We start from the raw sequence: 24,339 nt of genomic DNA, 5'->3' as shown, positions 1-24,339 counted from the left end.
CTGCTCGGGCCAGGCCATGAGGTCGTCGAAGCGGACTGACGTACTACAGGTGAATATGCGGAGATTGCGAGGTGTCCGGGCCCGGACACCGGCACTCTGCTGATAGGCGCGCGGCGGACACATGCGGCAGGGTGCGCGGCACCCGCGCACGGGGGCGGAGGGGGACTGCGGTGCGGCAGCCGGGGGCGTACGTATGACAGTCGAAGGAATCGGCGGCACTCCTGCCTCCTCGTCGGCCCGTGCCGATCCGCGTCGCCCGGCCGGTGAGGACCGGCACAGGGGCGTTCCGCGCCACGTCGCGTGCGTGATGGACGGGAACGGCCGGTGGGCGGCACGGCGGTCCCTGCCGCGTACGTCGGGTCACCGGGCAGCGGAGACGACGGTGATCGACACCATCGAGACGGCGCGGGCGGCGGGGGTGGAGTGGCTGAGCCTGTACGCGTTCTCCACCGAGAACTGGCGGCGCCCGAGCAGCGAGGTCGACTTCCTCATGCGACTGGTGCGCCGCGTGGTGCGCAAACACGCCCCACTGCTGCACGCACGCGGCATCCGCTGCCGGTTCCTCGGGGTGGCGGACCCGAGGATCCCCGCCCCCCTCGCCCGGGACTTCGACGACCTCATGACCCTGACCGCCCCGAACCGAGGCATGACGCTGACCGTGGCGTTCGATCACGGCGGACGCAGGGACATCGTCGAAGCGGCGCGTTCCCTCATCCGCAGCGGAGTGCCGGCCGATGCCGTCGACGAGCGGCACTTCGCCGCTCACCTGCCCTTTTCCGACACACCCGATGTGGACCTCGTCATCCGGACGTCCGGTGAACAGCGGATCTCCAACTTCATGCTCTGGCAGGTCGCCTATGCGGAGTGGACCTTCCCACCGGTGCTCTGGCCCGACTTCCGCGCATCGCACTTCCTGGAGTGTCTGCACGCCTACCAGCAACGCAATCGCCGCTTCGGCGGCGTGACGCCGCACGCGAACGGAGAACCCCACCCGTGAAGGACACCGGCAGCGGCCACCCCGGCCACCCTCGTCCAGGAGCCACCGACCACCACGGCGATCCCGCACCGCCGGCCCCCGAAGCGCAGCCCGGATCCATGTTCGGGCCCCACTCGCAGTTCCACCGATTCTTCGACGACCCGCGCTGGGCACTGGCCGTGGTCAGGGCCACGGTGCTGGAGGCCGCCCACCCGCAGATCGGCGCGGCCCTGATCGACAACTCGACGTTCGTGGCACACCCGTGGCGACGGCTGAGCAACACCCTCGTCAGCCTGCAGCGCATGTTCGGCGCCGACGATCACCGGCGGCAGAGGGAGGCGGCACGGCTCAACCGCATGCACGCGCGGCTGAGCGGCACCGACGCGCAGGACCGGCCCTACGACGCGATGGACCCGCAGGTCCGCGCCTGGGTGGTCGCGACGCTCTTCGAGAGCTCCGTCACCATGTGCCGACTGAGCGGGCAACCGCTCGACCGGACCACCATGGAGCGGCTCTACGCCGAGTACCAGGCGTTCCTCGCGGCCCTGGGGGACGCGGCCGGCCACCTGCCGCCCACGTTGCAGGAGTTCTGGCCGTACTACGACCACATGGTCGAGGAGGAACTGGAGAACACGGAGGCGCTGCGCATCATCCTCTACAAGCTCTTCGACCATCTCCCCGCGCCGCCCCTGCTGGACGGCCTGCCCACCCTGTGGGCGGCGGGCCGCGCGATCGCGGGCCCGGTCCTGGGAACGATCACCGTGGCGTCCCTCCCCGAGCCCTTCCGCCGACGGGCGGGACTGCCGGAGGTTCCCGGCGCCCGAACGCTGATGCAGAGCGTCTACCTGGCCGCCGGCCTGGCCCGCCTGCTGCCCGCCGACTGGCGCCGGACCGAGACGCTCACCGGCCTGCTCCACTCGTCCCCGGACAGCGACACCCCCCAAGCCGCGACACTGAACGCGCTGCGTGGCCGGATGAAGCAGGCCGGCGCCCTGTTCCGGCTGGTCACGCCCTTTCCCGCGCAGCACGGACCCGACGAGGGGACCGGGGCGCAGTGGAGCGCCGGCGAATTCTTCACCGCCGTGCTGGACCAGACCGGCGACGGCTACCTGGACTGGCCCGATCTCGCCGCCATGGCACGGGAGTTGTCCTCCCGCCTCGATCTGGACGAACCGGAGGAGACCAGGCTCTACCACGCGTACGCCGAGTGGTGGCGGGAACTCCAGGCGGCCCTCGACATCGACGGCGACGGCCGCATCAGCAAGGAGGAGTACGCCGCCGCCGTCCCCTCACTCGCCGGGCCCGCGCTGATCAGGGTCGCCGAAGTGCTCTTCGAAGTCACCGACGCGGACGGCAATCAGTTCATCGACGCGGACGAGTACCGGGCCCTGTTCCGGACCGGATTCGGACGCACGGTGGCCGACGCCGAGGCGGGGTACTCCCGCAGCGCGTTCGTGAACGACTTCCTCTCCTTCATGTCGGGCCGACGACGCTCGACCCCTTACGACCCGCTGCTCTCCGACGCGTAGGACACCCGGACAAGACGGGCGTCACCACGAGAGCAGATCGACGGAACCCCGAAGGTCGTGTCCGCGTGGAGCGGCGTTCCGCGCTGCCGGTGGAGCGAAACACCCGAAGGCAGCGCGTGTCCGCGCGCAGCAAATCCCACCATCACTTTTAACGTACCGCTTATGAAAAATAACTTTCTGTCACCGTTGGCGCGAGGGTTGTCGGCGTTGACAGCCGCCGTGGTGATCTCAGTGACGTCCGTGGTGGGCGTGGCCTCGGCGGGTGGGACGTTCCTCGGCCGTCTGCACAAGGTTCGTGAGGTTGCCTCCACGGTCCCCGCGAACGGTGACGTGAACCCCTACGGCACGGCCGTGGTCGTGCGCGACGCCGGGAAGCTGCGCAGAGGCAACGTACTGGTCAGCAACTTCAACAACAGCCAGAACCAGCAGGGCACGGGCACCACCCTGGTTCAGGTCGGCCCGCGCGGCAGGGCCAAGCTGTTCGCCCGGATCGACCCGGCCCGTCTGCCCGGCCCCTGCCCCGGCGGCGTGGGTCTCACGACCGCCCTGAGCATCCTGCCCGGCGGGTGGGTGGTGGTCGGCAGCCTGCCGACCGCCGACGGCACCTCCGACACCGCCCGGGCGGGCTGTCTGCTGGTGCTGGACAGCCACGGCAGGGTCCGCGAGACGCTCTCCGGGGGCGGCATCAACGGACCGTGGGACATGACCGCCACGAGTCACGGCGACCGTACGGACCTGTTCGTCACCAACGTGCTCAACGGCACCGTGGCGGGCGGCGGCGACGAAGTCGACCGGGGCACCGTCCTGCGCATCACCCTCAAGCGTCATGGCCACCGGCCGCCGCGGTGGGTGCGGACCACCATGATCGGCTCGGGCTTCGCCCAGAAGACCGACCCCGCCGCCCTGGTGATCGGTCCGACCGGCGTCGGCCTCGGCAAAGACGGCTCGCTCTACGTCGCCGACACGGTCAACAACCGGATCACCGTCATTCCGCGCGCGCTGTCCCGGGACAGGAGCGCCGGCACCGGCAGGGTCGTCAGCAGCGGCGGCAGGCTCAACGGCCCCCTCGGCCTGGCCATCGCGCCCAACGGTCACATCCTCACCGTCAACAGCGGTGACGGCAACATCGTCGAGACCACGCGGGCAGGCCGTCAGGTGGCCTTCCGCCGGCTCGACAAGAGCGGCTCCCCGCCCGGCGCGGGCGCGCTCTTCGGCCTGGCGGTGGACCTGGACCGTGACGCCGTGTACTTCGTCGACGACGCCACCAACTTCCTGAACGTCCTGCGGTGATCCACGACAAACGCCGGAGACCCCGGCTCGCCCCGTAGGCGGGCCGCCCGAACAGGTCGGCCACCTCCTGACGACCGGGAGGTGGCCGACCGGTACGCAGGAGTCGCCGCGCAGGCCGGCGTCGGGCACCGAGAGGCGGCCGCGCGAGGTGCCCCGCACGCGTCGCCGGCCGAGCAGCGGAAAGCGCTCCGGAAGTCAGGTGACGAAGTGGCCTGACGGCACAACTGGCCCCATAGTCTGCTTATATGAACCATTCCGGTCAATTGTGGCGTCGTGCGGACAGCCTCCGGGAGGAGCTGGTGCTCCTGGCGCCTCTGGTGCTGATCGTCGTCATCACCGTGCTGTCCTTTGTCACTCCGAGAAACCTCCACTTCAGCCGCTTCCTCTCGGTCGCCCCCGCTCTCGCGGCCTCGGTGTGGCCAGTGGCCGGAACGGTCGCCATCGGCGCGCTCGCCGCGGCCGTCGACGTAGCGATCGCCGTGGCCATCGGCGAACCGGGTGGGTCATACATATATTTGTTCACCCTCGTGGTGATCGTCGGCGTCACCGCCGCGGCCGCCTACGCCAGTCATGTGCGCCAGCAGCGGGAGCAGATCCTCGCCGACGTCCGCTCCGTCGCCGAGACGACCCAGAGAGTCCTGCTGCGCCCCATGCCGCACCGCCTCGGCCGATTGGACATCGAGGTCCTGTACCGGGCCGCCGCGGCCCAGGCGCGCGTCGGCGGCGACTTCTACGAAGCGCTGGAGACGGCCCACGGCGTCCGCCTGATCATCGGAGACGTGCGCGGCAAGGGCCTCCCCGCCGTCGGTACGGCTTCAGCGATCATCAGCTGCTTCCGGGAAGCCGCGTACGACGAGCCGGACCTGGCACGGCTGGCCCGCCGACTGGACGTGAGCACGAGTCGCTACACCATGCTGATGCACGGCGACCAGATGGAGTACTTCGCCACGGCCCTGCTCGCCGAGATCCCGGACGACGGATCGGCCGTCGAGATCGTCAACTGCGGACACCCCCCTCCGCTGCTGTTCAGTGTGGGAGCGGTCCGCGAGGTCATTCCCACGGCGCCGTCACCACCCATCAACATGGGCGCGCTGATCGAGGAGGGCTACCGCATCGACACCGTCTCCTTCGCCGACAAGGACCAGCTGCTGCTCTACACCGACGGCGTCTCCGAGACCCGTGACCACACCGGTGCGTTCTTCCCCCTGGTGCAGCGTGCGGGCCAGTGGGACGCGGACTCGCCGTCCCGGCTGCTCGAGCAGTTGCACAGCGACCTGGTCCACTACAGCCGCGGCCGTCTCGACGACGACATCGCGGCCATCGTCATCCGTGCGGCGGCGGTGAACGAGACGGAGATCGAGACGGCGACCCGAGCCGCGTAGCGGGGCGTGGCCGACCGCCCCTGTGGACAAGGGCCGGAACGACGCGGGTTGAGGCAACGTCGAAGGGCCCCACCGCGAACGGTGGGGCCCTTCGACAACGTGCCCGGTGAGGCACTGGCGGAGGATACGAGATTCGAACTCGTGAGGGGTTGCCCCCAACACGCTTTCCAAGCGTGCGCCCTAGGCCACTAGGCGAATCCTCCGCGGCAAACAATACAAGACGTTGAGGAGTGCTCGCGAACCCGTTCCCCTCAAGATCCGCTCGGGCTCGTCCGGGGCGGTTCGGGAGGGTGGGGCAGTGGACCGACGGGGGTGGGGATCGGCTAAGGTGGGCGTCAGCCCCTCACGTGGCGCTATCTGACTGAACTCCCCCAGGGCCGGAAGGCAGCAAGGGTAGGTCGGCTCTGGCGGGTGCGTGGGGGGCCCTTGCGTTTCCGGGGAGGGTGCGGGGGCGGGGCTTCGTCCCGTCCGGGGCCGCTTGTCGGTCGGCCCGGATAACCTCGTATGTGTGTCGTCCCTTGCGCTGTACCGCCGCTATCGCCCCGAGTCGTTCGCCGAGGTCATCGGGCAGGAGCATGTCACTGACCCGCTGCAGCAGGCCCTGCGGAACAACCGGGTCAATCACGCGTACCTGTTCAGCGGTCCGCGCGGTTGTGGCAAGACGACCAGCGCGCGCATCCTCGCCCGTTGCCTGAACTGCGAGCAGGGCCCGACACCCACGCCGTGCGGGGAGTGCCAGTCCTGCCGGGATCTCGCGCGCAACGGGCCGGGATCGATCGATGTGATCGAGATCGACGCCGCATCGCACGGTGGCGTGGACGACGCCCGTGATCTGCGGGAGAAGGCGTTCTTCGGTCCCGCGTCGAGTCGTTACAAGATCTACATCATCGACGAGGCGCACATGGTCACGTCAGCGGGGTTCAACGCCCTGCTGAAGGTGGTCGAGGAGCCGCCCGAGCACCTCAAGTTCATCTTCGCGACCACCGAGCCCGAGAAGGTCATCGGCACCATTCGGTCGCGTACGCACCACTACCCCTTCCGTCTCGTCCCGCCGGGCACGCTGCGCGAGTACCTCGCGGAGGTCTGCGGCAAGGAGAACAGCCCGGTCGAGGACGGTGTGCTGCCGCTCGTCGTGCGCGCCGGGGCCGGTTCCGTGCGTGACTCGATGTCGGTGATGGACCAGCTGCTGGCCGGCGCGGGCGACGACGGTGTGACATATGCCATGGCGACCGCGCTGCTCGGTTATACGGACGGCTCGCTGCTGGACTCGATCGTGGACGCCTTCGCGGCGGGCGACGGGGCCGCGGCGTTCGAGGTCGTGGACCGGGTGATCGAGGGCGGCAACGATCCGCGCCGCTTCGTGGCCGACCTCCTGGAGCGCCTGCGCGACCTGGTGATCCTGGCCGCCGTGCCGGACGCCGGGGAGAAGGGGCTGATCGACGCACCCGCCGATGTCGTCGAGCGGATGCAGGCCCAGGCGTCCGTCTTCGGCGCTGCCGAGCTGAGCCGCGCCGCCGACCTGGTCAACGAGGGACTGACGGAGATGCGCGGGGCGACCTCGCCGCGCCTCCAGGTCGAGCTGATCTGTGCTCGGGTGCTGCTGCCCGCGGCCTTCGACGACGAGCGTTCGCTGCAGGCGCGGCTGGACCGGCTGGAGCGCGGCGCGTCCTTCGCGACCGCCGGTACGGGCCCCGCCATGGGTTATGCGCCGGGTCCGGAGGCACCGGCCCATGCCCCCGCCCCCGTCGCGCCGGTTGTGCAGCCCGGCGCCGGACCCGCCGCCGCGCGTGCCGCGGTACGGGGCGAGGCACCCGCCCCCGTGGCGCCGCCCGCACCTGCCGCACCTGCCGCAGCGCCCCCGGCACCCACGCAGCCCGCGGCCCCCGCCGCGGCCGCCGCGCCCCAGCCACCGGCCGGGGCCCCGGCACCCGCGGGCGGTCAGCGTCCCGGTGCCTGGCCCACCGCGGCCGCGCCGGAGTCCGGCCGCCGCCCCGGTGGCTGGCCCACCGCTTCCGCCCCCGGCCGGTCCCCGGCCCCGCAGGCCGCCCCCGCCCCGGCCCAGCAGCCGAGCGCCGCTCCGGCGCCCGCCGCCGAGCCGGGCCCGGGAATGGCACAGGGCGCCGGCCAGGTACGGAACATGTGGCCGGACATCCTGGAGGCCGTGAAGAACCGCCGCCGGTTCACCTGGATCCTGCTCAGCCAGAACGCCCAGGTCACCGGCTTCGACGGCACCACCCTGCAGATCGGCTTCCTGAACGCGGGTGCCCGCGACAACTTCGCGAGCAGTGGCAGCGAGGACGTGCTGAAGCAGGCCCTCGCCGAGCGGTTCAACGCGCAGTGGAAGATCGAGGCGATCGTCGACCCGTCGGGGGGCGCCGGAGCGCCCCCGCAGACCGGTGGAGGTCGCCCCGCCGCCGCGCCGCCCGTCGCGCAGCGCCCGGCTCCCGCGCCTCAGCAGCAGTACGAACCCCGGACCGCCCCCGCCCCGGCCCAGCAGCCGAGCTCCGCTCCTTCCGCGGAGCCCGCCCCGCCGTCGTACTCCGCGCCCGAGCCCCCGCGCCCGGTCGCTCCCGAGGACGACATCCCCGAGGCGGACGACCCGGACCTCGTCGACTCGGCACTCTCCGGGCACGACCTGATCGTCCGAGAGCTGGGCGCCACGGTCGTGGAGGAGTTCACCAACGAATAGCCGGGGCGGCCGGACACCGCCGGCGCACCCCGGGTGTCCACAGAGCGGCGTCCGTCGAGGCCGCCGTGCCCCGGCGGTTAGGCTGCACTCCGTGAAGGTCCTCGTCATCGGCGGCGGCGCCCGCGAACACGCCCTGTGCCGCTCTCTCTCCCTCGACCCCGACGTCACCGCTCTGTACTGCGCTCCCGGCAACGCCGGCATCGCGGAGGTGGCCGAACTGCACCCGGTCGACGCTCTCGACGGTGACGCCGTCGCGCGTCTCGCCGCCGACCTGGGCGCCGGACTGGTGGTCGTCGGCCCGGAGGCGCCGCTCGTCGCCAGGGTCGCCGACGCCGTGCGTGCCGCGGGCATTCCCTGCTTCGGCCCCTCGGGCGAGGCGGCTCGGCTGGAGGGTTCCAAGGCGTTCGCCAAGGACGTGATGGCCGGGGCGGGCGTCCCGACCGCCCGCAGCTACGTCTGCACCACTCCCGCCGAGATCGATGCGGCCCTCGATGCCTTCGGCGCCCCGTACGTCGTCAAGGACGACGGGCTCGCCGCCGGAAAGGGCGTCGTCGTCACCGACGACGTCGAGACGGCCCGCGCCCACGCCCTGGGCTGCGACCGGGTGGTCATCGAGGAGTTCCTCGACGGCCCCGAGGTCAGCCTCTTCGCGATCACGGACGGCACCACCGTGCTGCCTCTCCAGCCCGCGCAGGACTTCAAGCGCGCCCTGGACGGCGACGAGGGACCGAACACCGGCGGCATGGGCGCGTACTCCCCGCTCCCGTGGGCCGACCCGAAGCTGGTCGACGAGGTCATGCAGTCGGTGCTCCAGCCGACCGTCGACGAGCTCCGTCGCCGGGGCACCCCGTTCTCCGGGCTGCTGTACGCGGGCCTCGCGATCACCTCGCGCGGCGTGCGGGTGATCGAGTTCAACGCCCGTTTCGGTGACCCCGAGACCCAGGTGGTCCTGGCCCGTCTGAAGACTCCACTGGCAGGTGTCCTGCTGGGCTCCGCCAACGGCACCCTCGACGAGCTGCCCCCGCTCAAGTGGCGTGACGAGGCCGCTGTCACGGTGGTCATCGCCTCGCACAACTACCCGGCCACGCCGCGGACGGGTGACCCGATCGAAGGGCTCGACGACGTGGCGGCGCAGGATGCCCCGGACGCGTACGTCCTGCACGCCGGGACCAGGCGGGACGGCGACGCGATCGTCAGCGCGGGCGGCCGCGTGCTGTCCGTGACCGCGACCGGAAAGGACCTCGCGGCCGCCCGTGGGCGTGCCTACACGGCGGTCGGCCGGATCCGGCTCGACGGCTCGCAGTTCCGCACGGACATTGCCAGGAAGGCCGCGGAGGCCTGAGACCGGGACCGGGCCCGTGGACCGCTCGTCGGACCCCGTGGACACCCGCCGACGTGCCGCTGCCCCAAGGGCGGCGGCACGTCAGCACCTTTGCCCAAAGCCATTCCATCGAGTGACGACTGAGCCATCCGGATGACGCCCGCCGAGGCCCCAACTAGGGTGCGGCGCAAGCATTCCGGCACATGGCTCACTGGCATTGCGATGTCGGTGACGGGTGCCACAGTGGGGGAGTGAACAACACCGCCGCGGGGGCAGAGGGGGTGACATCCGGCCGTGTCCGGTACCGGTACAACTGAGGAGCTCGGTGCGCAGAGTGCGCGCGCCCGAGCCCTCGCCCTGCTGCGCATCCGCAGCAGGGCGACAGCCGCGGCCATCGTGCCGGCGGCGGTCGCCGTCGTGCTGCTCGTCGCGGGCGCCCAGGGCCATGCCGTCGGCACCGGCTGGGACGCGGCGCGCTGGGCCGTGACGGCCTGCGCGGTCGTCGTGCTCCTGCTCGCCACGGCGGTCGCTGTCGCGATCGTACGAGCGAGGCCGGCGGTCAGTCCGACCGTCCCGCTCGCGGAGGAGGCCGCCCCGGACCTCTACCGCCTGGTCAGGGACCTCGCGGAACGGCTCGGGGTTCCCGCGCCCTCGGCCATGGCGCTCACGCCCGACTGCGACAGCTGGCTGGAGGACCGCACCCATCCCGCCGTGCAGCAGCTCACGACAGGCCTCGGAGCCGATCGCGCGGCGCGTTCCGCGGGCCGGGTCCGCCGCCGGGTGAAGGCGGCTCCCGTGCTGGTCATCGGTTCGCCGTTCCTGTGGTGGATGCGGGTCGCGGAGCTACGGGCGGTGCTCGCCCCGGTCGTGGCGGGCACGGGGCCCTCCGCGCATCCCGACATAGCGGCGGCGCGTCGTTTCGTGCGAGGGCTGGACGGAGCGGTCGCCGACGCGGCCGTGCCCGTTCCGGGGCCGCTGTCCGGGGTGCGCAGACTGCCACGCCTCTTCGTCGGCTGGATCGCCCGGCTGCTGCTGCGCAGCTGTCGCAGCCATGCCGCGGAGATGGAGCGGGGCGTCGCCGCCGCCGCGTCGGTCCGTGCACAGGGTGTGGACTACGGTCTCCGGATCGTCGCGCAGGAGCAGGTGGGTCTCGCCTACGCGGGCTGGGACCGGCTGCTCACCCGGGTCGCGCTGCCCGCCTGGCAGATGGGCCGCTGGCCGTCCCGGCTGGACGCGGGTGTCGTGTCCGCGCTCACCGAGCTCTCCCGGCGCGACCGGCTCGCCGACGGATTCACCTCCCGGCTCGGCGAGCGCCCCGCCTGCGACCTCCTGGAGGAACCGGGCGCGGCCGACGAGGCGGCATCGCTGCTGGCGGCCCGGCTCTTCCACGGCGGTCCCGCGCAGTCCGGTCCCGACTGGTCGCCGGTCGACTGGCAGCAGTATCCGGATGAGGTGGTCGACCGGAAGTGGCGTACCGAGGCCGCCCGTCTGCACCGTGTCCTGGACTCGATGGGGGTGGCGCCCGCACCGGCCGCCGACGCCTCTGGACCGGGCCGTCCCGCATTCTCCGTCGATGCCGGGGTGCCCACGCTGGCCCGTGTCGTCGAGCATCTGGCCGACGGGGGCGGAAGCTGCGAGGAGCTCGCGGCCGGGATCAGCGCCGCGGTGGCCCGCGAGGAGGCGGCGGCCCGGCGGCGGTCACCGGCCGGCGGCGCGTCGAGCCCGGTGGGCACCCCGGGTGCCGTCGGCGCGGGCGGGAACATCCTGGACCTCTGGGGCCCCGGCCCCCTCCCGCTCTTCCCGCTCCAGCCGCCCCGTACGGGTACGGAGCTGCTCGCCGACCATGTCGTGGCGATGGTCTGCTGTGCCGCCGTCGACACGGCGGGCGCGGCCCCCGGCCTCGATTGGCTCGACGGCCCCGCGCTGCTGGTCGACGGCGAGCGCCGGGCGGATCTGGGCAGTCCGGTCCTCAGCCTCGTCGAGGACGGGGACGCGGCACCGCTGCGGTCATGGCTCGCCTCGGTCGGCGTACGCGCCGACAAGCCCGTCCGTCTCGTCTGAACCACCGGCCCCCGGCGACGGCGCGCATCACGGCAGACCCATCTGTCTCAAGCTCCTCACCGGCCGCGTTGCCGGGGGCGACGGCCCCCAATACCCGGAAGAAAACGTTCCGTTCACATCAATTAGCGACGATGGGTGACGGGCCGCATGCGTTATGTGATGTGCTGGGGATCGACGCTGACAGTCGGAGCACCACTGTCGGCGCACCGATGACGCATGGCCGGATGCGGTCAGCGGCAACGGTCGACGGTCGAGACCACCGTCGGCGATCGGCGTCCATGATCGGCGTCGACGTTCGGTGTCGGCGTTCGGTGTCGGCGTTCGGCACCCGCGTCCGGCGTCCGTGACGTCGATCAGCTGTTCTCGGGGGCCCGTGGGAGGGAAGCGGTATGGGGGCGGAGCAGATTCGTCGATGGGAGTCGGGTGCCCTCGCGCACGCCGTCTCCGACCCCTTCGGCCAGGGCCCCCTTCCCTGGCTGCGTGGCAGTGAGAACTACTTCGACGACACCGGGCACGTCGTGCCCTGGTACGCCGACCCCACCCTGGCCCGGGGCGCCGACGGCGGCACCCGTACGGCCGACGACGTGCACCGCCAGATCAAGGGCTTCATCTCCACCGGTGCCGCCGCCCCGGGCGAGGCGATCGACTTCCACATCACCGTGGACCCGCCCCAGCAGTTCTCCGTGGACATCTACCGCATCGGTCACTACGGGGGCGACGGGGCCGCCAAGATCACCACGAGCCCCCGGCTCTCCGGCATCGTCCAGCCCGCCCCGCTCACCGCCGACCGCACGGTCTCCTGCCACCACTGGTGGCAGTCCTGGCGGCTGCAGATCCCCTCCTACTGGTCGATCGGCGCGTACGTCGCCGTGCTGACCACGGTCGACGGGTACCGCTCCCACATCCCGTTCACGGTCCGCGACGAGCACCCGGCCGATCTGCTGCTGGTCCTGCCGGACATCACCTGGCAGGCGTACAACCTCTACCCGGAGGACGGCCACACAGGTGCCAGCCTCTATCACGCGTGGGACGAGCGGGGCCGCCTCCTGGGCGAGGAGGACGCCGCCGTCACCGTCTCCTTCGACCGTCCGTACGCGGGCGCCGGGCTGCCGCTCCATGTCGGCCATGCCTACGACTTCATCCGCTGGGCCGAGCGGTACGGCTACGACATCGCGTACGCCGACACCCGTGATCTGCACGCGGGCCGGTTCGATCCGGGCCGCTACCGGGGACTGGTCTTCCCCGGCCACGACGAGTACTGGTCGGTGCCCATGCGCCGTGCCGTCGAACGCGCCCGTGACGGCGGGACCTCGCTCGTCTTCCTCTCCGCCAACACCATGTACTGGCAGGTCAGCCTCTCCCCGTCGCCCTCCGGCGTCCCGGACCGCCTGCTCACCTGCCGCAAACGCCGAGGCCCGGGAAGGCCCGCGCTCTGGCGCGAGATCGACCGCCCGGAGCAGCAGCTCCTCGGTATCCAGTACGCGGGCCGGGTCCCCGATCCGCACCCCCTGGTCGTGCGGAACGCCGAGCACTGGCTGTGGGACGCGACGGGCGCCGGCGAGGGCGACGAGATCAACGGCCTGGTCGCGGGCGAGGCCGACCGCTACTTCCCGCGCACCGCGCTTCCCGAGCACGAGAACCGCATCCTGCTCGCCCACTCCCCCTACCGGGACAACGAGGGGGTCAAGCGCCACCAGGAGACCTCCCTGTACCGGGCCCCGTCCGGCGCGCTCGTCTTCGCCTCCGGCACCTTCGCCTGGTCCCCGGCGCTGGACCGCCCCGGCCATGTGGACCCACGCATCCAGCGCGCCACCGCCAATCTCCTCGACCGCATCTGCAAACGCGACTGAGGGCACCGCGCCCGGCGCCACGGGCGCCCCCGCTCCGCCCCACCGCACCCCGATACGGGAGAATCGGAACGACTCCTGGATCAACCTACGCGGAGGCAGCGTGTCCGGATTTGTAGAAAAGCCCGAGCCAGTGCAGGTCCCGGGGCTCACCCACCTTCACACCGGCAAGGTGCGTGACCTGTACCGGAACGAGGCGGGCGACCTCGTCATGGTCGCCAGCGACCGGATGTCCGCGTACGACTGGGTCCTGCCGACCGAGATCCCGGACAAGGGCCGGGTGCTCACCCGGCTCTCGCTGTGGTGGTTCGACCGGCTCGGCGATCTCGTGCCGAACCACGTGCTGTCCACGGAGCTCCCCGCCGGAGCCCCGGCGGACTGGGCCGGCCGCACGCTGATCTGCAGGTCGCTGCGGATGGTCCCGGTCGAGTGCGTCGCCCGCGGCTACCTCACCGGCTCCGGGCTCGCCGAGTACGACGAGTCCCGCACGGTCTGCGGCCTCGCGCTGCCCGAGGGCCTCGTCGACGGCTCCGAGCTCCCGGCACCGATCTTCACCCCCGCCACCAAGGCGGCCGTCGGAGACCACGACGAGAACGTGAGCTACGAGGAGGTGGCCCGCCAGGTCGGCGCGGAGACCGCCGCCCAGCTGCGCCGCACCACGCTCGACGTGTACGGCAGGGCACGTGACATCGCGCGCGAGCGCGGGATCATCCTCGCCGACACGAAGTTCGAGTTCGGTTTCGCTCCCACGGACGGCGGCGGCGAGGAACTGATCATCGCCGACGAGGTGCTGACCCCGGATTCCTCGCGCTTCTGGCCCGCGGCCGAGTGGGAGCCGGGCAGGGCCCAGCCCTCGTACGACAAGCAGTTCGTGCGCGACTGGCTGACCTCGCCGGCCTCGGGCTGGGACCGCAGGAGCGAGCAGCCGCCGCCGGCGCTGCCCCAGGAGATCGTGGACGCGACCCGGGCGAAGTACCTGGAGGCGTACGAACTCCTCACCGGCACGCCCTGGCAGTAGACGGTTCCCCGGAACACGAAGAAGCCCCCGGCCGAAAGGCCGGGGGCTTCTTGCCGAACCGAGCGGACGACCAGGTTCGAACTGGCGACCTCAACCTTGGCAAGGTTGCGCTCTACCAACTGAGCTACGTCCGCAAGCGCCGAAGCGCGAGAACCACTATACCCATCCGCGCTGCCGGGCGAGACGCACTGCCGCATGACGGTTCTCCGCCCCGAGCTTCGATACGGCCGCGGACAGGTAGTTCCGCACGGTTCCCTGCGACAGCGAAGCGCGTTCCGCGATCTCCGCGACGGGGGCCCCGTCCGCCGCCAGTTCCAGCACCTCGGCCTCGCGCGCGGTCAGCGGCGAGTCCCCGGCGGAGATCGCGTCGGCCGCCAACTCCGGGTCCACGTAACGGTTTCCGGCGTGCACGGTACGGATGATCCCGGCCAGCTGCCGGGCGCTGACGGTCTTCGGCACGAAGGCCCGCACGCCCGCCGCCAGTGCCCGCTTCAGATGTCCCGGCCGGCCGTGACTCGTCACGATCATCGTCCGGCAGCCGGGAAGTTCGGCCCGCAGGGATGTGGCCACACTCACACCGTCGGCACCCGGCATCTCCAGATCGAGGACCGCCACATCGGGCCGGTGGGCCCGTGCCATGGCCAGTGCCTCCGGGCCGGTCGCCGCCTCCGCGACCACCACGAGATCGTCCTCCAGGGCGAGCAACGCGGCCAGCGCGCCCCGGATCAGGTGCTCGTCGTCGGCGAGCAGCACCCGTACAGCCGTCATCGTGGTCCTTCCGAAAGAGCCGCACCCGTGCGCGGCAGCGGGATCTCGGCCGTCAGCCGGAACAGTCCGTTCCCCGCCGGGCCCGCGTCCAGCGAACCTTCCAGTGCCCGGAGCCGCTCGCGCAGTCCGGCCAGCCCGGAGCCGCCCGGTTCCGAGCCGGCCCGCGGCGCCCCGTCGTTCTCCACCTCCAGCACCACCGCGTGCGCCGAGGCGCGGAGCCGGATCGTGCAGCGCCGCGGATCGCCGTGCCGCAGCACATTGGTCGCCGCCTCCCGCACCACCCAGCCGAGCGCCGACTGCACCGGCGCGGGCAGCGGACGGCTCTCGTCGCCCTCCACCGCGCACTCGATCCCGGCCGCCCGCAACACCCCCTGGGCGCCGACGAGTTCCGTGCTCAGATCGGCCTCCCGGTATCCGCGTACGACGTCGCGCACCTCCTGCTGCGAGGCGCGGGCGATGCGCATCACCTCGACCATCTGGTCCACGGCCGCCGGATTCCCGCGCTGGGCCAGCTCCACCGCCAGTTCGCCCTTCAGCGCGATCACGGCGAGATTCCGGCCCAGGACGTCGTGCATGTCCCGGCCGAACCGCAGCCGCTCCTCGGCGACGGCCAGCCGCGCCTCCATGTCCTTCGCTTCACGGAGCTTCCACATCACCCCCAGCGTCCAGGCCGACGTGCGCGTGGCGACCGCCATCATCCCGCCGCCGAACGCCGTCGTGAGGAACGCGGTGGCCACCAGCGCACTGCCGCCGCCGAGCAGTCCCACCGCGGTGGACATCGCGGCCGAGACTGCGGCCTGCTGCAGCGTCGACACCCAGCCCGGCACGATGAGCACGAACGCGCAGGAGAACGGCACCACACAGGCACTGAACACATATCCCGGGTCGGGGAACTCGCGCATGCCCGTGCGGTAGGCGACGGCCAGCACCGCGGCCGTGTTCACCACCAGCGACACGGCCGCGACGGCGACCAGCCGCCGGTCCGTGGCCCCCCGGCCCAGATACGTCGCCAGCCCCCTGGCGGTCAGTGCCGTCCCGCAGATCCCGTGGGCGACCGCGAGCAGGATCGTCAGGACGATCAACGCGGTGGGTGCCGCGGCGCGCACGGGCCGGGTCACGGACATCAGGACCTGGATCAGTACCGCGATCCACACCAGGCTGTACAGCATGCCGCGCGTGTACAGGTCGACCTTGTCGAACCCGGTGCGGCCGCGCCAGCCCCACGTTCGCCACCGCACCCGCACGGCGCACCCCTCCTCAGCGTCGGGGTTCCCAGCGGAACCACCGCTGTACAGCAAACACGGCGAGCACCGTCCAGGCCAGCGCGGTCAGTCCGGCCCCGAGCAGGTCGTGCCCGTCGGCCCCGCCGAGCCAGCCGGCCCGTACGAGCGTCATCGCCCCGGTCACCGGCAGCAGCTCGCACACGGATGCCACCCGGTCCGGCAGGACCTCCAGCGGCACGAAGAGCCCTGAGCCGATCATCGAGACGAGGAACAGCGGCAGCGTGGTGATCTGCGCCGTCTGTACGGTCCTGGTCACCGCGGAGGTGGCGGCGGCCAGTGCCGACAGCAGCACCACACCCGACAGCAGGCCCGCGACGAGCAGTTCGGGACGCTCCGGCGCGCCGAGTCCGAAGAAGGCCGCACCGGCCAGGACCACCAGCACCGTCTGCCCCAGCGCCAGCGCGACCGACGGCAGCGCGGTCCCGACGAGGATCTCCCGGTCGGTGACCTCACCCGTGCGCAGCCGTTTCAGGACCAGTTCCTCGCGCCGTGCCACATACGCGGCGACCAGGTTCATGTACACGACCTGCATCAGCACCATGCCGATGCCACCGCTGAGCGCCGCCCCTGCCACGGTCAGCCCGGTTCCGCCCAGATCGATCTGATCCAGTGTCGACTTCATCGCCACGACCATCGCCACGGGCACCAGCAGCGCGACGAAGACCGCCGTCCTGTTGCGGGCGAGCAGGGTCAGCTCGGCGCGTCCCAGGGCGTTCAGCCGCCCGGACATCGTGGTGCTGGTCATACGGCGGCCGCCTTCTGCGTCTGCGAATCCGACGCACGCTGCGCGATGTCGAGAAATGCCTCTTCGAGCGAGGCCGACCGGGCATCGAGCCCGAGCAGCCGTACGTCCGACTGCTCCGCCCAGAGCAGCAGTTCACCCAGCGACTCCTGCAGCCTGTGGGTACGGATCTCGACCTTGCGCCCCTCGGCGGCGGCCCTCAGCGGCAGCGGAAGCCGTGCCGCCGGCACTCCTTCGGGCAGCTCGAACCGGATGCGGGCGGGGCGGGCCGCCGTCACCTCGGCGGGAGTGCCCGACGTCACGATCCGCCCCCGGTGCATGATCGCCAGCCGGTCGGCGAGCATCTCGGCCTCCTCCAGGTAGTGCGTGGTGAGCAGGACGGTGGTGCCGCCGTCGCGCAATATCCGGACCAACTCCCAGGTGTCGCGCCGTCCCTCGGCGTCGAGCCCGGTGGTCGGCTCGTCCAGGAACAGCACCTCGGGCCGGCCGAGCAGGGCCAGCGCCAGGTCGAGCCGGCGCCGCTCACCGCCGGAGAGCTGCTTGACGCGCACCCGCGAACGATGGGCGAGGCCGACCAGGTCCAGCACCTCCCCCGTCGGGCGGGCGCCGCTGGTGCAGCCCGCCCACATCCGTACGGTCTCGGTGACCGTCAGCTCGGACGGGAAGCCGCCCTCCTGGAGCATCACCCCGATCCGCGGCCGGACGGCGGCGCGTTCGCGGTACGGGTCGTGGCCGAGCACCCGCACGGATCCGCCGTCGGGCCGGGCGAGGCCCTCCAGCAGTTCGACGGTGGAGGTCTTGCCGGCACCGTTCGTACCGAGCAGGGCGAAGAGCTCACCGCGCGCCACCGTGAAGGAGACGCCGGCCACCGCCTCGAAGCCGCCGTCATAGCGGCGCCGCACACCGCTCGCCTCGATCACCGGGTCGGCGACGGAGCCGGACGCGGAGGCGGCTGTGGCGCATGCCACAGCGCTGTTCGCGTGGTCCTTGGGGATGTCGTCGCTGGTCATGCCTACAGATTTCCGCCGGATCGGCGGCGCGAGCAGTGCGAGCTGTCACCACTGCTCATGACAAACGTCATGGACCAAGGAGCCCCGGGGGCGGAAACGGACGGGAATACGACGAAGGCCCTGGTCGATATCGACCAGGGCCTTGCGTTCGATCAAGAGCGGACGACGAGATTCGAACTCGCGACCCTCACCTTGGCAAGGTGATGCTCTACCAACTGAGCCACGTCCGCATTGCTGCCGCTCATTGTACCCCTCGTGAGGAGTTCCATCGGGCGGTGCGAGCACTACTCTACCCGATCCAATGGAGTGGACGGTAAGAGCGATGCAGAGCGGGTGACAGGAATTGCACACTGCGCCTTCCCCCTGGAAGGGGGATGTTCTGCTACTGAACTACACCCGCACGCTGCGTGAGGTTCGGCTTTGCGGCCTTGCCCCTCGGCGTGCTCCAGACTTTAGCCGACCGGCGGGGGTGTAGCGCAAGTCGGTGGCCGCGGGGTGTCGCCGGAGCGTTCACGGTGCGTCCCGGTGAGGGTCTCCGGGGGTCCTCCGGCGGACCGGAATCTCAACTGGCTTCGCGGAACGCCTCGTAGACCTTCTTGGGGATCCGGCCGCGGGCCGGCACCTCCATCCGGTGGGAGCGGGCCCAGGCGCGCACGGCCGCCGGGTCGGGTGCCAGCGAGGTGTGCCGGTACGGCGCCGAGGTCTTGCCGCGCTTGCCGGTATTTGTCTGCTTTCGGCCGGCCGCCATGTACGGCGCCAGGGCCTTGCGCAGTTTCTTTGCATTGGACGGATTGAGGTCGATCTCGTACGACTTCCCGTCCAGGGCGAAGGTGACCGTTTCCGCCGCTGCTCCCCCGTCGATGTCGTCGAAGAGCGTGACCACTACGCGCTGAGCCACGGATATCGGTCCTTTCCTACGGCGTCGGCGCGTCTGACATGCGTCGATGCCGGCCTTCCGGCTGTTAGGCGGATGCGGGTCGACCGTTGTCGACCGTTTAGGGGCAATGCTGCATTCCCCGGTAATCATTTGTACAGCGATGGGTGCCGCATTGTGAAGCCCGCCCAATTACCTCCGCGTGTCAGCCTTCTTGTGTGTTGCCGGTGAGGATTTTTTTCGCAGGACTTTCCCCATGTGTTGTCACGGCCGATATCTGGGCGTGATCGGGGGCGTCCGATATCTACCCGCGTAGAATTTCTGGCCAGGTAGGCTGAGGGAACCTGCGGGGGTCTGGGGAGCCCCCCGGAGAAACAGCCGCACCACACCACCACCGGGAGTGCCAGTGGCACGCGTCGTAGTCGACGTCATGCTCAAGCCCGAGATCCTCGACCCGCAGGGACAGGCGGTGCAGCGTGCACTGCCCCGTCTCGGCTTCGAGGGAATCGCGGACGTACGTCAGGGAAAGCGTTTCGAGCTGGAGGTCGAGGGGCCGGTCGACGACGCCGCCCTCGGCCGCATTCACGAGATGGCCGAGACTTTCCTCGCCAACACCGTCATCGAGGACTTCACCGTGAGGGTGGAGAAGGCCGAGGAGTCGAAGTGACTTCTCGTATCGGAGTCGTCACCTTTCCCGGCACGCTCGACGACAAGGACAGCCTGCGGGCCGTACGGGTCGCGGGTGCCGAACCCGTATCGCTGTGGCACCGCGACAAGGACCTGCACCAGGTCGACGCGGTCATCCTGGCGGGCGGCTTCTCCTACGGCGACTATCTGCGGGCCGGAGCCATCTCCCGCTTCTCGCCGGTCATGGAGACGATCATCGAGAACGCGCGGGCGGGGATGCCGGTCCTCGGCATCTGCAACGGCTTCCAGATCCTGACCGAGGCGCATCTGCTGCCCGGCGCGATGCTGCGCAACAACCACCTGCACTTCATCTGCCGCGATCAGAAGCTGCGCGTCGAGAACGCGGACACCGCCTGGACCTCGGACTACTCCGCGGGCCAGGAGATCTCCGTACCGCTCAAGAACATGGACGGGCGTTACGTCGCCGACGAGCGCGTGCTCGACGAGCTGGAGGCGGAGGGCCGGGTCGCCTTCCGTTACCTGGACAGGAACCCCAACGGCTCGCTGCGCGACATCGCCGGCATCACCAACGCCGCGGGCAACGTCGTCGGCCTGATGCCGCACCCGGAGCACGCCGTCGAGCCGCTGATCGGAACCGGTCGCACCGACGGCCTCGGTTTCTTCACCTCGATCATCAAGAAGCTGGTCAACGCATGAGCCTGGATACGGTCAAGCACGCGGCCGAGACCCCGGACGTCGAGCAGCCCTGGAAGGAGCTCGGCCTCAAGGAGGACGAGTACGCGCGGATCCGCGAGATCCTGGGCCGCCGTCCCACCGGCGCCGAGCTCGCCATGTACTCCGTGATGTGGTCCGAGCACTGCTCGTACAAGAGCAGCAAGGTCCACCTCAAGCAGTTCGGCGAGAAGGTCCCCGCCAACGACGCGATGCTCGTCGGCATCGGCGAGAACGCCGGTGTGGTCGACGTCGGTCAGGGGTACGCGGTCACCTTCAAGGTCGAGTCGCACAACCACCCCTCGTACATCGAGCCCTATCAGGGCGCGGCGACCGGCGTCGGCGGCATCGTCCGCGACATCCTCGCCATGGGCGCCCGTCCGGTCGCGGTCGTGGACCCGCTGCGCTTCGGCGCGGCCGACCACCCCGACACCAAGCGCGTCCTGCCGGGCGTCGTCGCGGGCATCGGCGGCTACGGGAACTGCCTGGGGCTGCCGAACATCGGCGGCGAGGTCGTCTTCGACGCCTGCTACCAGGGCAACCCGCTGGTCAACGCCGGCTGCATCGGCGTGATGAAGCACGAGGACATCCACCTGGCCAAGGCCTCGGGCTCCGGCAACAAGGTGATCCTGTACGGCGCCCGCACCGGTGGCGACGGCATCGGCGGCGTCTCGGTGCTGGCCTCGGAGACCTTCGAGTCGACCGGCCCGGCGAAGCGTCCGGCCGTCCAGGTCGGCGACCCGTTCCAGGAGAAGCTCCTCATCGAGTGCACCCTGGAGATCTTCAAGGAGAAGCTCGTCGCGGGCATCCAGGACCTCGGCGGCGCCGGGCTCTCCTGCGCCACGTCCGAGCTGGCCTCCGCCGGATCCGGTGGCATGCGCGTCGAGCTGGACACCGTGCCGCTGCGCGACTCCTCCCTCTCGCCCGAGGAAATCCTCATGAGCGAGTCCCAGGAGCGCATGTGCGCGATCGTCGAGCCGCAGCACGTCGGGCGCTTCCTGGAGATCTGTGAGAAGTGGGACGTCATCGCCACCGTCATCGGTGAGGTGACCGAGGGCTCCCAGCTGGAGATCTTCTGGCACGGCGAGCAGATCGTGGACGTGCCGCCGCGGTCCGTCGCCCACGAGGGCCCGACCTACCACCGCCCGTTCGCCCGCCCGTCCTGGCAGGACGAGCTGCAGGCCGACGACGCGGGCAAGCTGGCCCGCCCGGCGAACGGCGCCGAGCTGCGCGAGCAGGTCCTCAAGCTGGTCGCGTCCCCGAACCAGGCGTCGAAGTCCTGGATCACGGACCAGTACGACCGGTTCGTGCAGGGCAACACCGTGCTCGCGATGCCCGAGGACGCCGGCATGGTCAGGATCGACGAGGAGTCGAACCTGGGCGTGGCCATGGCGACCGACGGCAACGGCCGGTACGCCAAGCTCGACCCGTACACCGGTGCACAGCTCGCGCTGGCGGAGTCGTACCGCAATGTCGCCGCCTCCGGCGCCAAGCCGCTGGCCATCTCGGACTGCCTGAACTTCGGTTCGCCCGAGGACCCGGACGTCATGTGGCAGTTCGCCGAGGCCACCCGTGGTCTCGCGGACGGCTGCCTGGAGCTGGGCACCCCGGTCACCGGCGGCAACGTGTCGCTGTACAACCAGACCGGTGAGACGGCGATCCACCCGACGCCCGTCGTGGCCGTGCTCGGCGTGATCGACGATGTCACCCGGCGTACGCCGGTCGCCTTCGCGGAAGAGGGCCAGCTCCTCTACCTGCTGGGCGACACGCACGAGGAGTTCGGCGGCTCGGCCTGGTCCGAGGTCGTCCACAACCACCTCGGCGGCATGCCGCCCAAGGTGGACCTGGGCCGGGAGAAGCTGCTGGGCGAGATCCTGATCTCGGCCTCCCGCGACGGCATGATCGACGCGGCGCACGACCTCTCCGACGGCGGTCTGATCCAGGCGGTCACCGAGTCCTGCCTGCGCGGCGGGAAGGGTGCCCGGCTGGTCGTGCCGGACGGGCTGGACGCGTTCACCTTCCTCTTCTCCGAGTCGGCGGGGCGCGCGGTCGTCTCCGTTCCGCGCAGCGAGGAGCTCCGCTTCAACGACATGTGCGGGGCGCGGGGTCTGCCCGCCACCCGGATCGGTGTCGTGGACGGCGAGGAGATCGAGGTGCAGGGCGAGTTCGGCATCCCGCTGAGCGAGCTGCGCACGGCGCACGAGGAGACCATCCCGGGTCTGCTCGCCTGACGAGACTGTCGCTGTGCAGGACGGCCCCGCCCGGATCTCGGATTCCGGGCGGGGCCGTTCCCGTGTCGTCCAGGGCGTGGATACGGTTCCGTCCGGGCCGTCGACCGGGTTCGTCCGAGCGGCGGATACGGTTCGTTCCGGCCGGTGGAGCCCGTTGGGCGGCCGTGAATCCGGTTCACGCCGGCGTTTCGGGAATTCCCGCGGGCGGTGGGCGTATTTCCGTCCCTCGTTCCGATCGGGACGCGGACGCGAGCGGCCGTGAATTGCGCCCGGCCCACCGGGCGGCGGTGCCCCGGTGAATGGCGGGCATTCGGCTGCGGCGGGGCGAGGAGAACGCAGGCCGAGGGACCACCGGAGGCGCGGGCGGCCGTTCCCGGGCCGTCGGGCGCGGGGTCGCCGCGGCATCTCGTCGCACCATAAAAAGATACTCAGTCAATATTTAATCCAGGATTAATCTTCATCCTGGTACAGTGATGCCATGACTGAGGGGATGAGCCTGCGCGAGCGCAAGAAGCTCCAGACGCGGCGCCGTCTGCTGGCGGCGGCCACCGAGCTCTTCGCCGCCCGTGGCTTCGACAAGGTCTCGGTCGCCGAGATCGCCGAGGCGGCCGACGTCTCGAAGATGACGGTCTTCAACTACTTCGCCGGCAAGGAGGACTTGGTCCTCGCTCCCATGGAGGAGCACATCGACGATGTCGCGCGGGTGGTACGGGAGAGGGCCCCCGGAGAGTCCGCGCTGGCCGCCGTGCGGCGTCAGTTCCTGGCCGCCGTCGAGGCCCGTGACCCCTCGGTCGGGATGAGCGACTCACCCGTGGTGCTCGGGGTGCGTCGGCTGATCCAGGAGACACCGGCGCTGCTGGTCCGGGCGCACGCGTTCTCCATGCGGTCCTACGCCCTGCTCGCCGAAGCCCTGGTCGAGGAGGGGGAGGAGCCCTCCCTCGCCCGGATCGCGGCCGCCCAGCTGATCGGCACCCGCAACGCCCTCATCACCGCGAACCAGTTGCGGCTGCTGGAGGGGGAGTCGGCGGACGCGGTCGCGCCGGACGCCGTCGCGCTCGCCGAGCGCGGCTTCGACCTGCTCGACAAGGGACTGGGCGATTTCGCGACCCGGTCCTGAGGCCGCCGCTCCGACAGCCCTTAGGCTCCTGAACCATGCCGCCGTCCCAGAAACGAGCCCGCCGCTACGACCCGGTGAGGACCCGCGCCGCCGTCCTGGCACAGTTCGCCCATGTCCGGGAAGCCGTAAGCGCCCTGACGCCCGAACAGCTCGCGCTGCCGACCCGGCTCGGGGACTGGACCGTGCGCGAACTTGCCGTCCACCTGACCATGGCGCTCTCGCGCGTCACCCATGGTCTCGAGCTGCCCGAACCGGCGTCGCCCAAGCCCGACCTGACGCTCCTCGAATGGCCGTTCTCGACCGCCGACCGGGCTGCCCGCATCGCCGAGGACACCACGGCCGCGGCCGCGGACCATCCGGACCTGGGCGCGCTGTACGGCGAGGTCGCGGGGCGGTTCGAGGCGCTGGTGCCCGTCGACCCCGGGGAGCGGCTGCTGCCGACCCGGGTCGGTGCGATGCGGCTGGCCGACTTCCTGGTCACCCGTACCGTCGAACTCGTCGTGCACACCGACGACCTGAACGAGGCGGCCGGCCTGGCCGTCCCGTACGACCGGCAGGCCCTCGCCGCCTGCACCCGGCTGCTCGCCGACGCCCTCGCGGAGAGGGCGCCGGGCGGTTCGGTCGAGGTGCGTGTTCCGCCGTTCGCCGTCGTGCAGTGCGTCCAGGGCCCCAAACACACCCGCGGCACACCGCCCAATGTCGTCGAGACCGATCCGCTCACCTGGATCCGGCTCGCCACCGGGCGTACGGGGTGGGCGCAGGCGCTCGACGCGGCGAAGGTCGGCGCCAGCGGGGAGCGGGCCGACCTCGCGGCCCTGCTGCCGCTGATGGGCTGAGGGGGA

General features: G+C 71.1%; 19 protein-coding genes, 4 tRNA genes and 1 other RNA gene. 15 read left to right on the top strand and 9 right to left on the bottom strand.

The window, feature by feature from the left end; all coding sequences use genetic code 11:
• The first annotated feature begins 193 nt into the window (after positions 1-193).
• The 4 genes from uppS (at position 194) to ACIRP2_RS16960 (ending at position 5,177) form a co-directional block, all read left to right on the top strand.
• Complete coding sequence (gene uppS / locus ACIRP2_RS16975) at positions 194-997, top strand: polyprenyl diphosphate synthase (RefSeq protein WP_404250963.1); 804 nt, start codon at positions 194-196, stop codon at positions 995-997.
• Positions 998-1,095: 98 nt separating this feature from the next.
• Positions 1,096-2,505 carry an oxygenase MpaB family protein gene (locus ACIRP2_RS16970; protein WP_404251912.1) on the top strand — a complete coding sequence of 470 codons (1,410 nt, stop codon included), beginning with the start codon at positions 1,096-1,098 and terminating at the stop codon, positions 2,503-2,505.
• Between the two features lie 222 nt (positions 2,506-2,727).
• A complete protein-coding gene (locus ACIRP2_RS16965; protein WP_404250961.1) occupies positions 2,728-3,795 on the top strand; it encodes a hypothetical protein in 1,068 nt (355 codons plus the stop codon).
• Between the two features lie 245 nt (positions 3,796-4,040).
• Positions 4,041-5,177 carry a PP2C family protein-serine/threonine phosphatase gene (locus ACIRP2_RS16960; protein ID WP_404250959.1) on the top strand — a complete coding sequence of 379 codons (1,137 nt, stop codon included), beginning with the start codon at positions 4,041-4,043 and terminating at the stop codon, positions 5,175-5,177.
• A 115-nt stretch (positions 5,178-5,292) separates the two neighbouring features.
• Here ACIRP2_RS16960 and ACIRP2_RS16955 read toward each other — a convergent pair.
• Positions 5,293-5,380: transfer RNA gene (locus ACIRP2_RS16955), tRNA-Ser, on the bottom strand.
• 131 nt (positions 5,381-5,511) lie between these two features.
• Here ACIRP2_RS16955 and ffs point away from each other — a divergent pair.
• The 6 genes from ffs to ACIRP2_RS16925 all read left to right on the top strand — a co-directional run bounded on the left by ffs (position 5,512) and on the right by ACIRP2_RS16925 (position 14,113).
• Positions 5,512-5,608, top strand: an RNA gene (gene ffs / locus ACIRP2_RS16950) — signal recognition particle sRNA small type.
• Between the two features lie 77 nt (positions 5,609-5,685).
• The gene (locus tag ACIRP2_RS16945; RefSeq protein ID WP_404250957.1) at positions 5,686-7,866 is read left to right on the top strand and encodes a DNA polymerase III subunit gamma and tau; all 2,181 of its coding nucleotides are present in this window, start codon (positions 5,686-5,688) and stop codon (positions 7,864-7,866) included.
• Positions 7,867-7,957: 91 nt separating this feature from the next.
• Positions 7,958-9,208, top strand: coding sequence for a phosphoribosylamine--glycine ligase (gene purD / locus ACIRP2_RS16940; protein WP_404250955.1), 1,251 nt, complete (start codon positions 7,958-7,960; stop codon positions 9,206-9,208).
• Between the two features lie 273 nt (positions 9,209-9,481).
• Positions 9,482-11,248 carry a hypothetical protein gene (locus tag ACIRP2_RS16935; protein ID WP_404250953.1) on the top strand — a complete coding sequence of 589 codons (1,767 nt, stop codon included), beginning with the start codon at positions 9,482-9,484 and terminating at the stop codon, positions 11,246-11,248.
• A 389-nt stretch (positions 11,249-11,637) separates the two neighbouring features.
• Positions 11,638-13,098 (top strand): N,N-dimethylformamidase beta subunit family domain-containing protein, encoded by a 1,461-nt coding sequence (locus ACIRP2_RS16930; RefSeq protein ID WP_404250951.1) that lies wholly within the window; start codon positions 11,638-11,640, stop codon positions 13,096-13,098.
• Between the two features lie 100 nt (positions 13,099-13,198).
• On the top strand, positions 13,199-14,113 hold the full coding sequence (locus tag ACIRP2_RS16925; protein WP_404250949.1) for a phosphoribosylaminoimidazolesuccinocarboxamide synthase: 915 nt from the start codon (positions 13,199-13,201) through the stop codon (positions 14,111-14,113).
• Between the two features lie 61 nt (positions 14,114-14,174).
• Here the strand turns inward: ACIRP2_RS16925 and ACIRP2_RS16920 are convergent.
• From ACIRP2_RS16920 to ACIRP2_RS16885, 8 genes are all read right to left on the bottom strand, one after another.
• A tRNA-Gly gene (locus ACIRP2_RS16920) sits at positions 14,175-14,247 on the bottom strand.
• Positions 14,248-14,269: 22 nt separating this feature from the next.
• Positions 14,270-14,881, bottom strand: coding sequence for a response regulator (locus tag ACIRP2_RS16915; RefSeq protein ID WP_404250947.1), 612 nt, complete (start codon positions 14,879-14,881; stop codon positions 14,270-14,272).
• Positions 14,878-16,119 (bottom strand): sensor histidine kinase, encoded by a 1,242-nt coding sequence (locus tag ACIRP2_RS16910; RefSeq protein ID WP_404250945.1) that lies wholly within the window; start codon positions 16,117-16,119, stop codon positions 14,878-14,880. Before ACIRP2_RS16910 ends, ACIRP2_RS16915 begins: the two co-directional genes overlap by 4 nt.
• Before the next feature lie 19 nt (positions 16,120-16,138).
• On the bottom strand, positions 16,139-16,909 hold the full coding sequence (locus ACIRP2_RS16905) for an ABC transporter permease (RefSeq protein WP_404250943.1): 771 nt from the start codon (positions 16,907-16,909) through the stop codon (positions 16,139-16,141).
• Positions 16,906-17,916 carry an ABC transporter ATP-binding protein gene (locus ACIRP2_RS16900; protein WP_404250941.1) on the bottom strand — a complete coding sequence of 337 codons (1,011 nt, stop codon included), beginning with the start codon at positions 17,914-17,916 and terminating at the stop codon, positions 16,906-16,908. The genes ACIRP2_RS16905 and ACIRP2_RS16900 overlap by 4 nt, the downstream gene beginning before the upstream one ends.
• 157 nt (positions 17,917-18,073) lie before the next feature.
• Positions 18,074-18,146, bottom strand: a tRNA-Gly gene (locus ACIRP2_RS16895).
• A 98-nt stretch (positions 18,147-18,244) separates the two neighbouring features.
• Positions 18,245-18,316, bottom strand: a tRNA-Gly gene (locus ACIRP2_RS16890).
• A gap of 162 nt (positions 18,317-18,478) precedes the next feature.
• A complete protein-coding gene (locus ACIRP2_RS16885; RefSeq protein ID WP_404250939.1) occupies positions 18,479-18,814 on the bottom strand; it encodes an Lsr2 family protein in 336 nt (111 codons plus the stop codon).
• A gap of 382 nt (positions 18,815-19,196) precedes the next feature.
• Here ACIRP2_RS16885 and purS point away from each other — a divergent pair, with 382 nt between their 5' ends.
• The 5 genes from purS (at position 19,197) to ACIRP2_RS16860 (ending at position 24,333) form a co-directional block, all read left to right on the top strand.
• Positions 19,197-19,457, top strand: a complete 261-nt coding sequence (gene purS / locus ACIRP2_RS16880; RefSeq protein ID WP_351076841.1) for a phosphoribosylformylglycinamidine synthase subunit PurS — start codon at positions 19,197-19,199, stop codon at positions 19,455-19,457.
• Positions 19,454-20,134, top strand: coding sequence for a phosphoribosylformylglycinamidine synthase subunit PurQ (gene purQ, locus ACIRP2_RS16875; protein ID WP_376218388.1), 681 nt, complete (start codon positions 19,454-19,456; stop codon positions 20,132-20,134). The genes purS and purQ overlap by 4 nt, the downstream gene beginning before the upstream one ends.
• The gene (purL, locus tag ACIRP2_RS16870) at positions 20,131-22,380 is read left to right on the top strand and encodes a phosphoribosylformylglycinamidine synthase subunit PurL (RefSeq protein ID WP_404250936.1); all 2,250 of its coding nucleotides are present in this window, start codon (positions 20,131-20,133) and stop codon (positions 22,378-22,380) included. Before purQ ends, purL begins: the two co-directional genes overlap by 4 nt.
• Positions 22,381-22,858: 478 nt before the next feature.
• The gene (locus tag ACIRP2_RS16865; protein WP_404250934.1) at positions 22,859-23,497 is read left to right on the top strand and encodes a TetR/AcrR family transcriptional regulator; all 639 of its coding nucleotides are present in this window, start codon (positions 22,859-22,861) and stop codon (positions 23,495-23,497) included.
• A gap of 35 nt (positions 23,498-23,532) precedes the next feature.
• Positions 23,533-24,333, top strand: coding sequence for a sterol carrier family protein (locus ACIRP2_RS16860; RefSeq protein ID WP_404250932.1), 801 nt, complete (start codon positions 23,533-23,535; stop codon positions 24,331-24,333).
• Positions 24,334-24,339: the final 6 nt, after the last annotated feature.

It is taken from the genome of Streptomyces sp. NPDC101194 (genome assembly GCF_044767885.1).
GTDB lineage: Bacteria > Actinomycetota > Actinomycetes > Streptomycetales > Streptomycetaceae > Streptomyces.
Note: the sequence above shows the minus strand (reverse complement) of the source record. Positions and strands in the feature narration are given on the sequence as shown.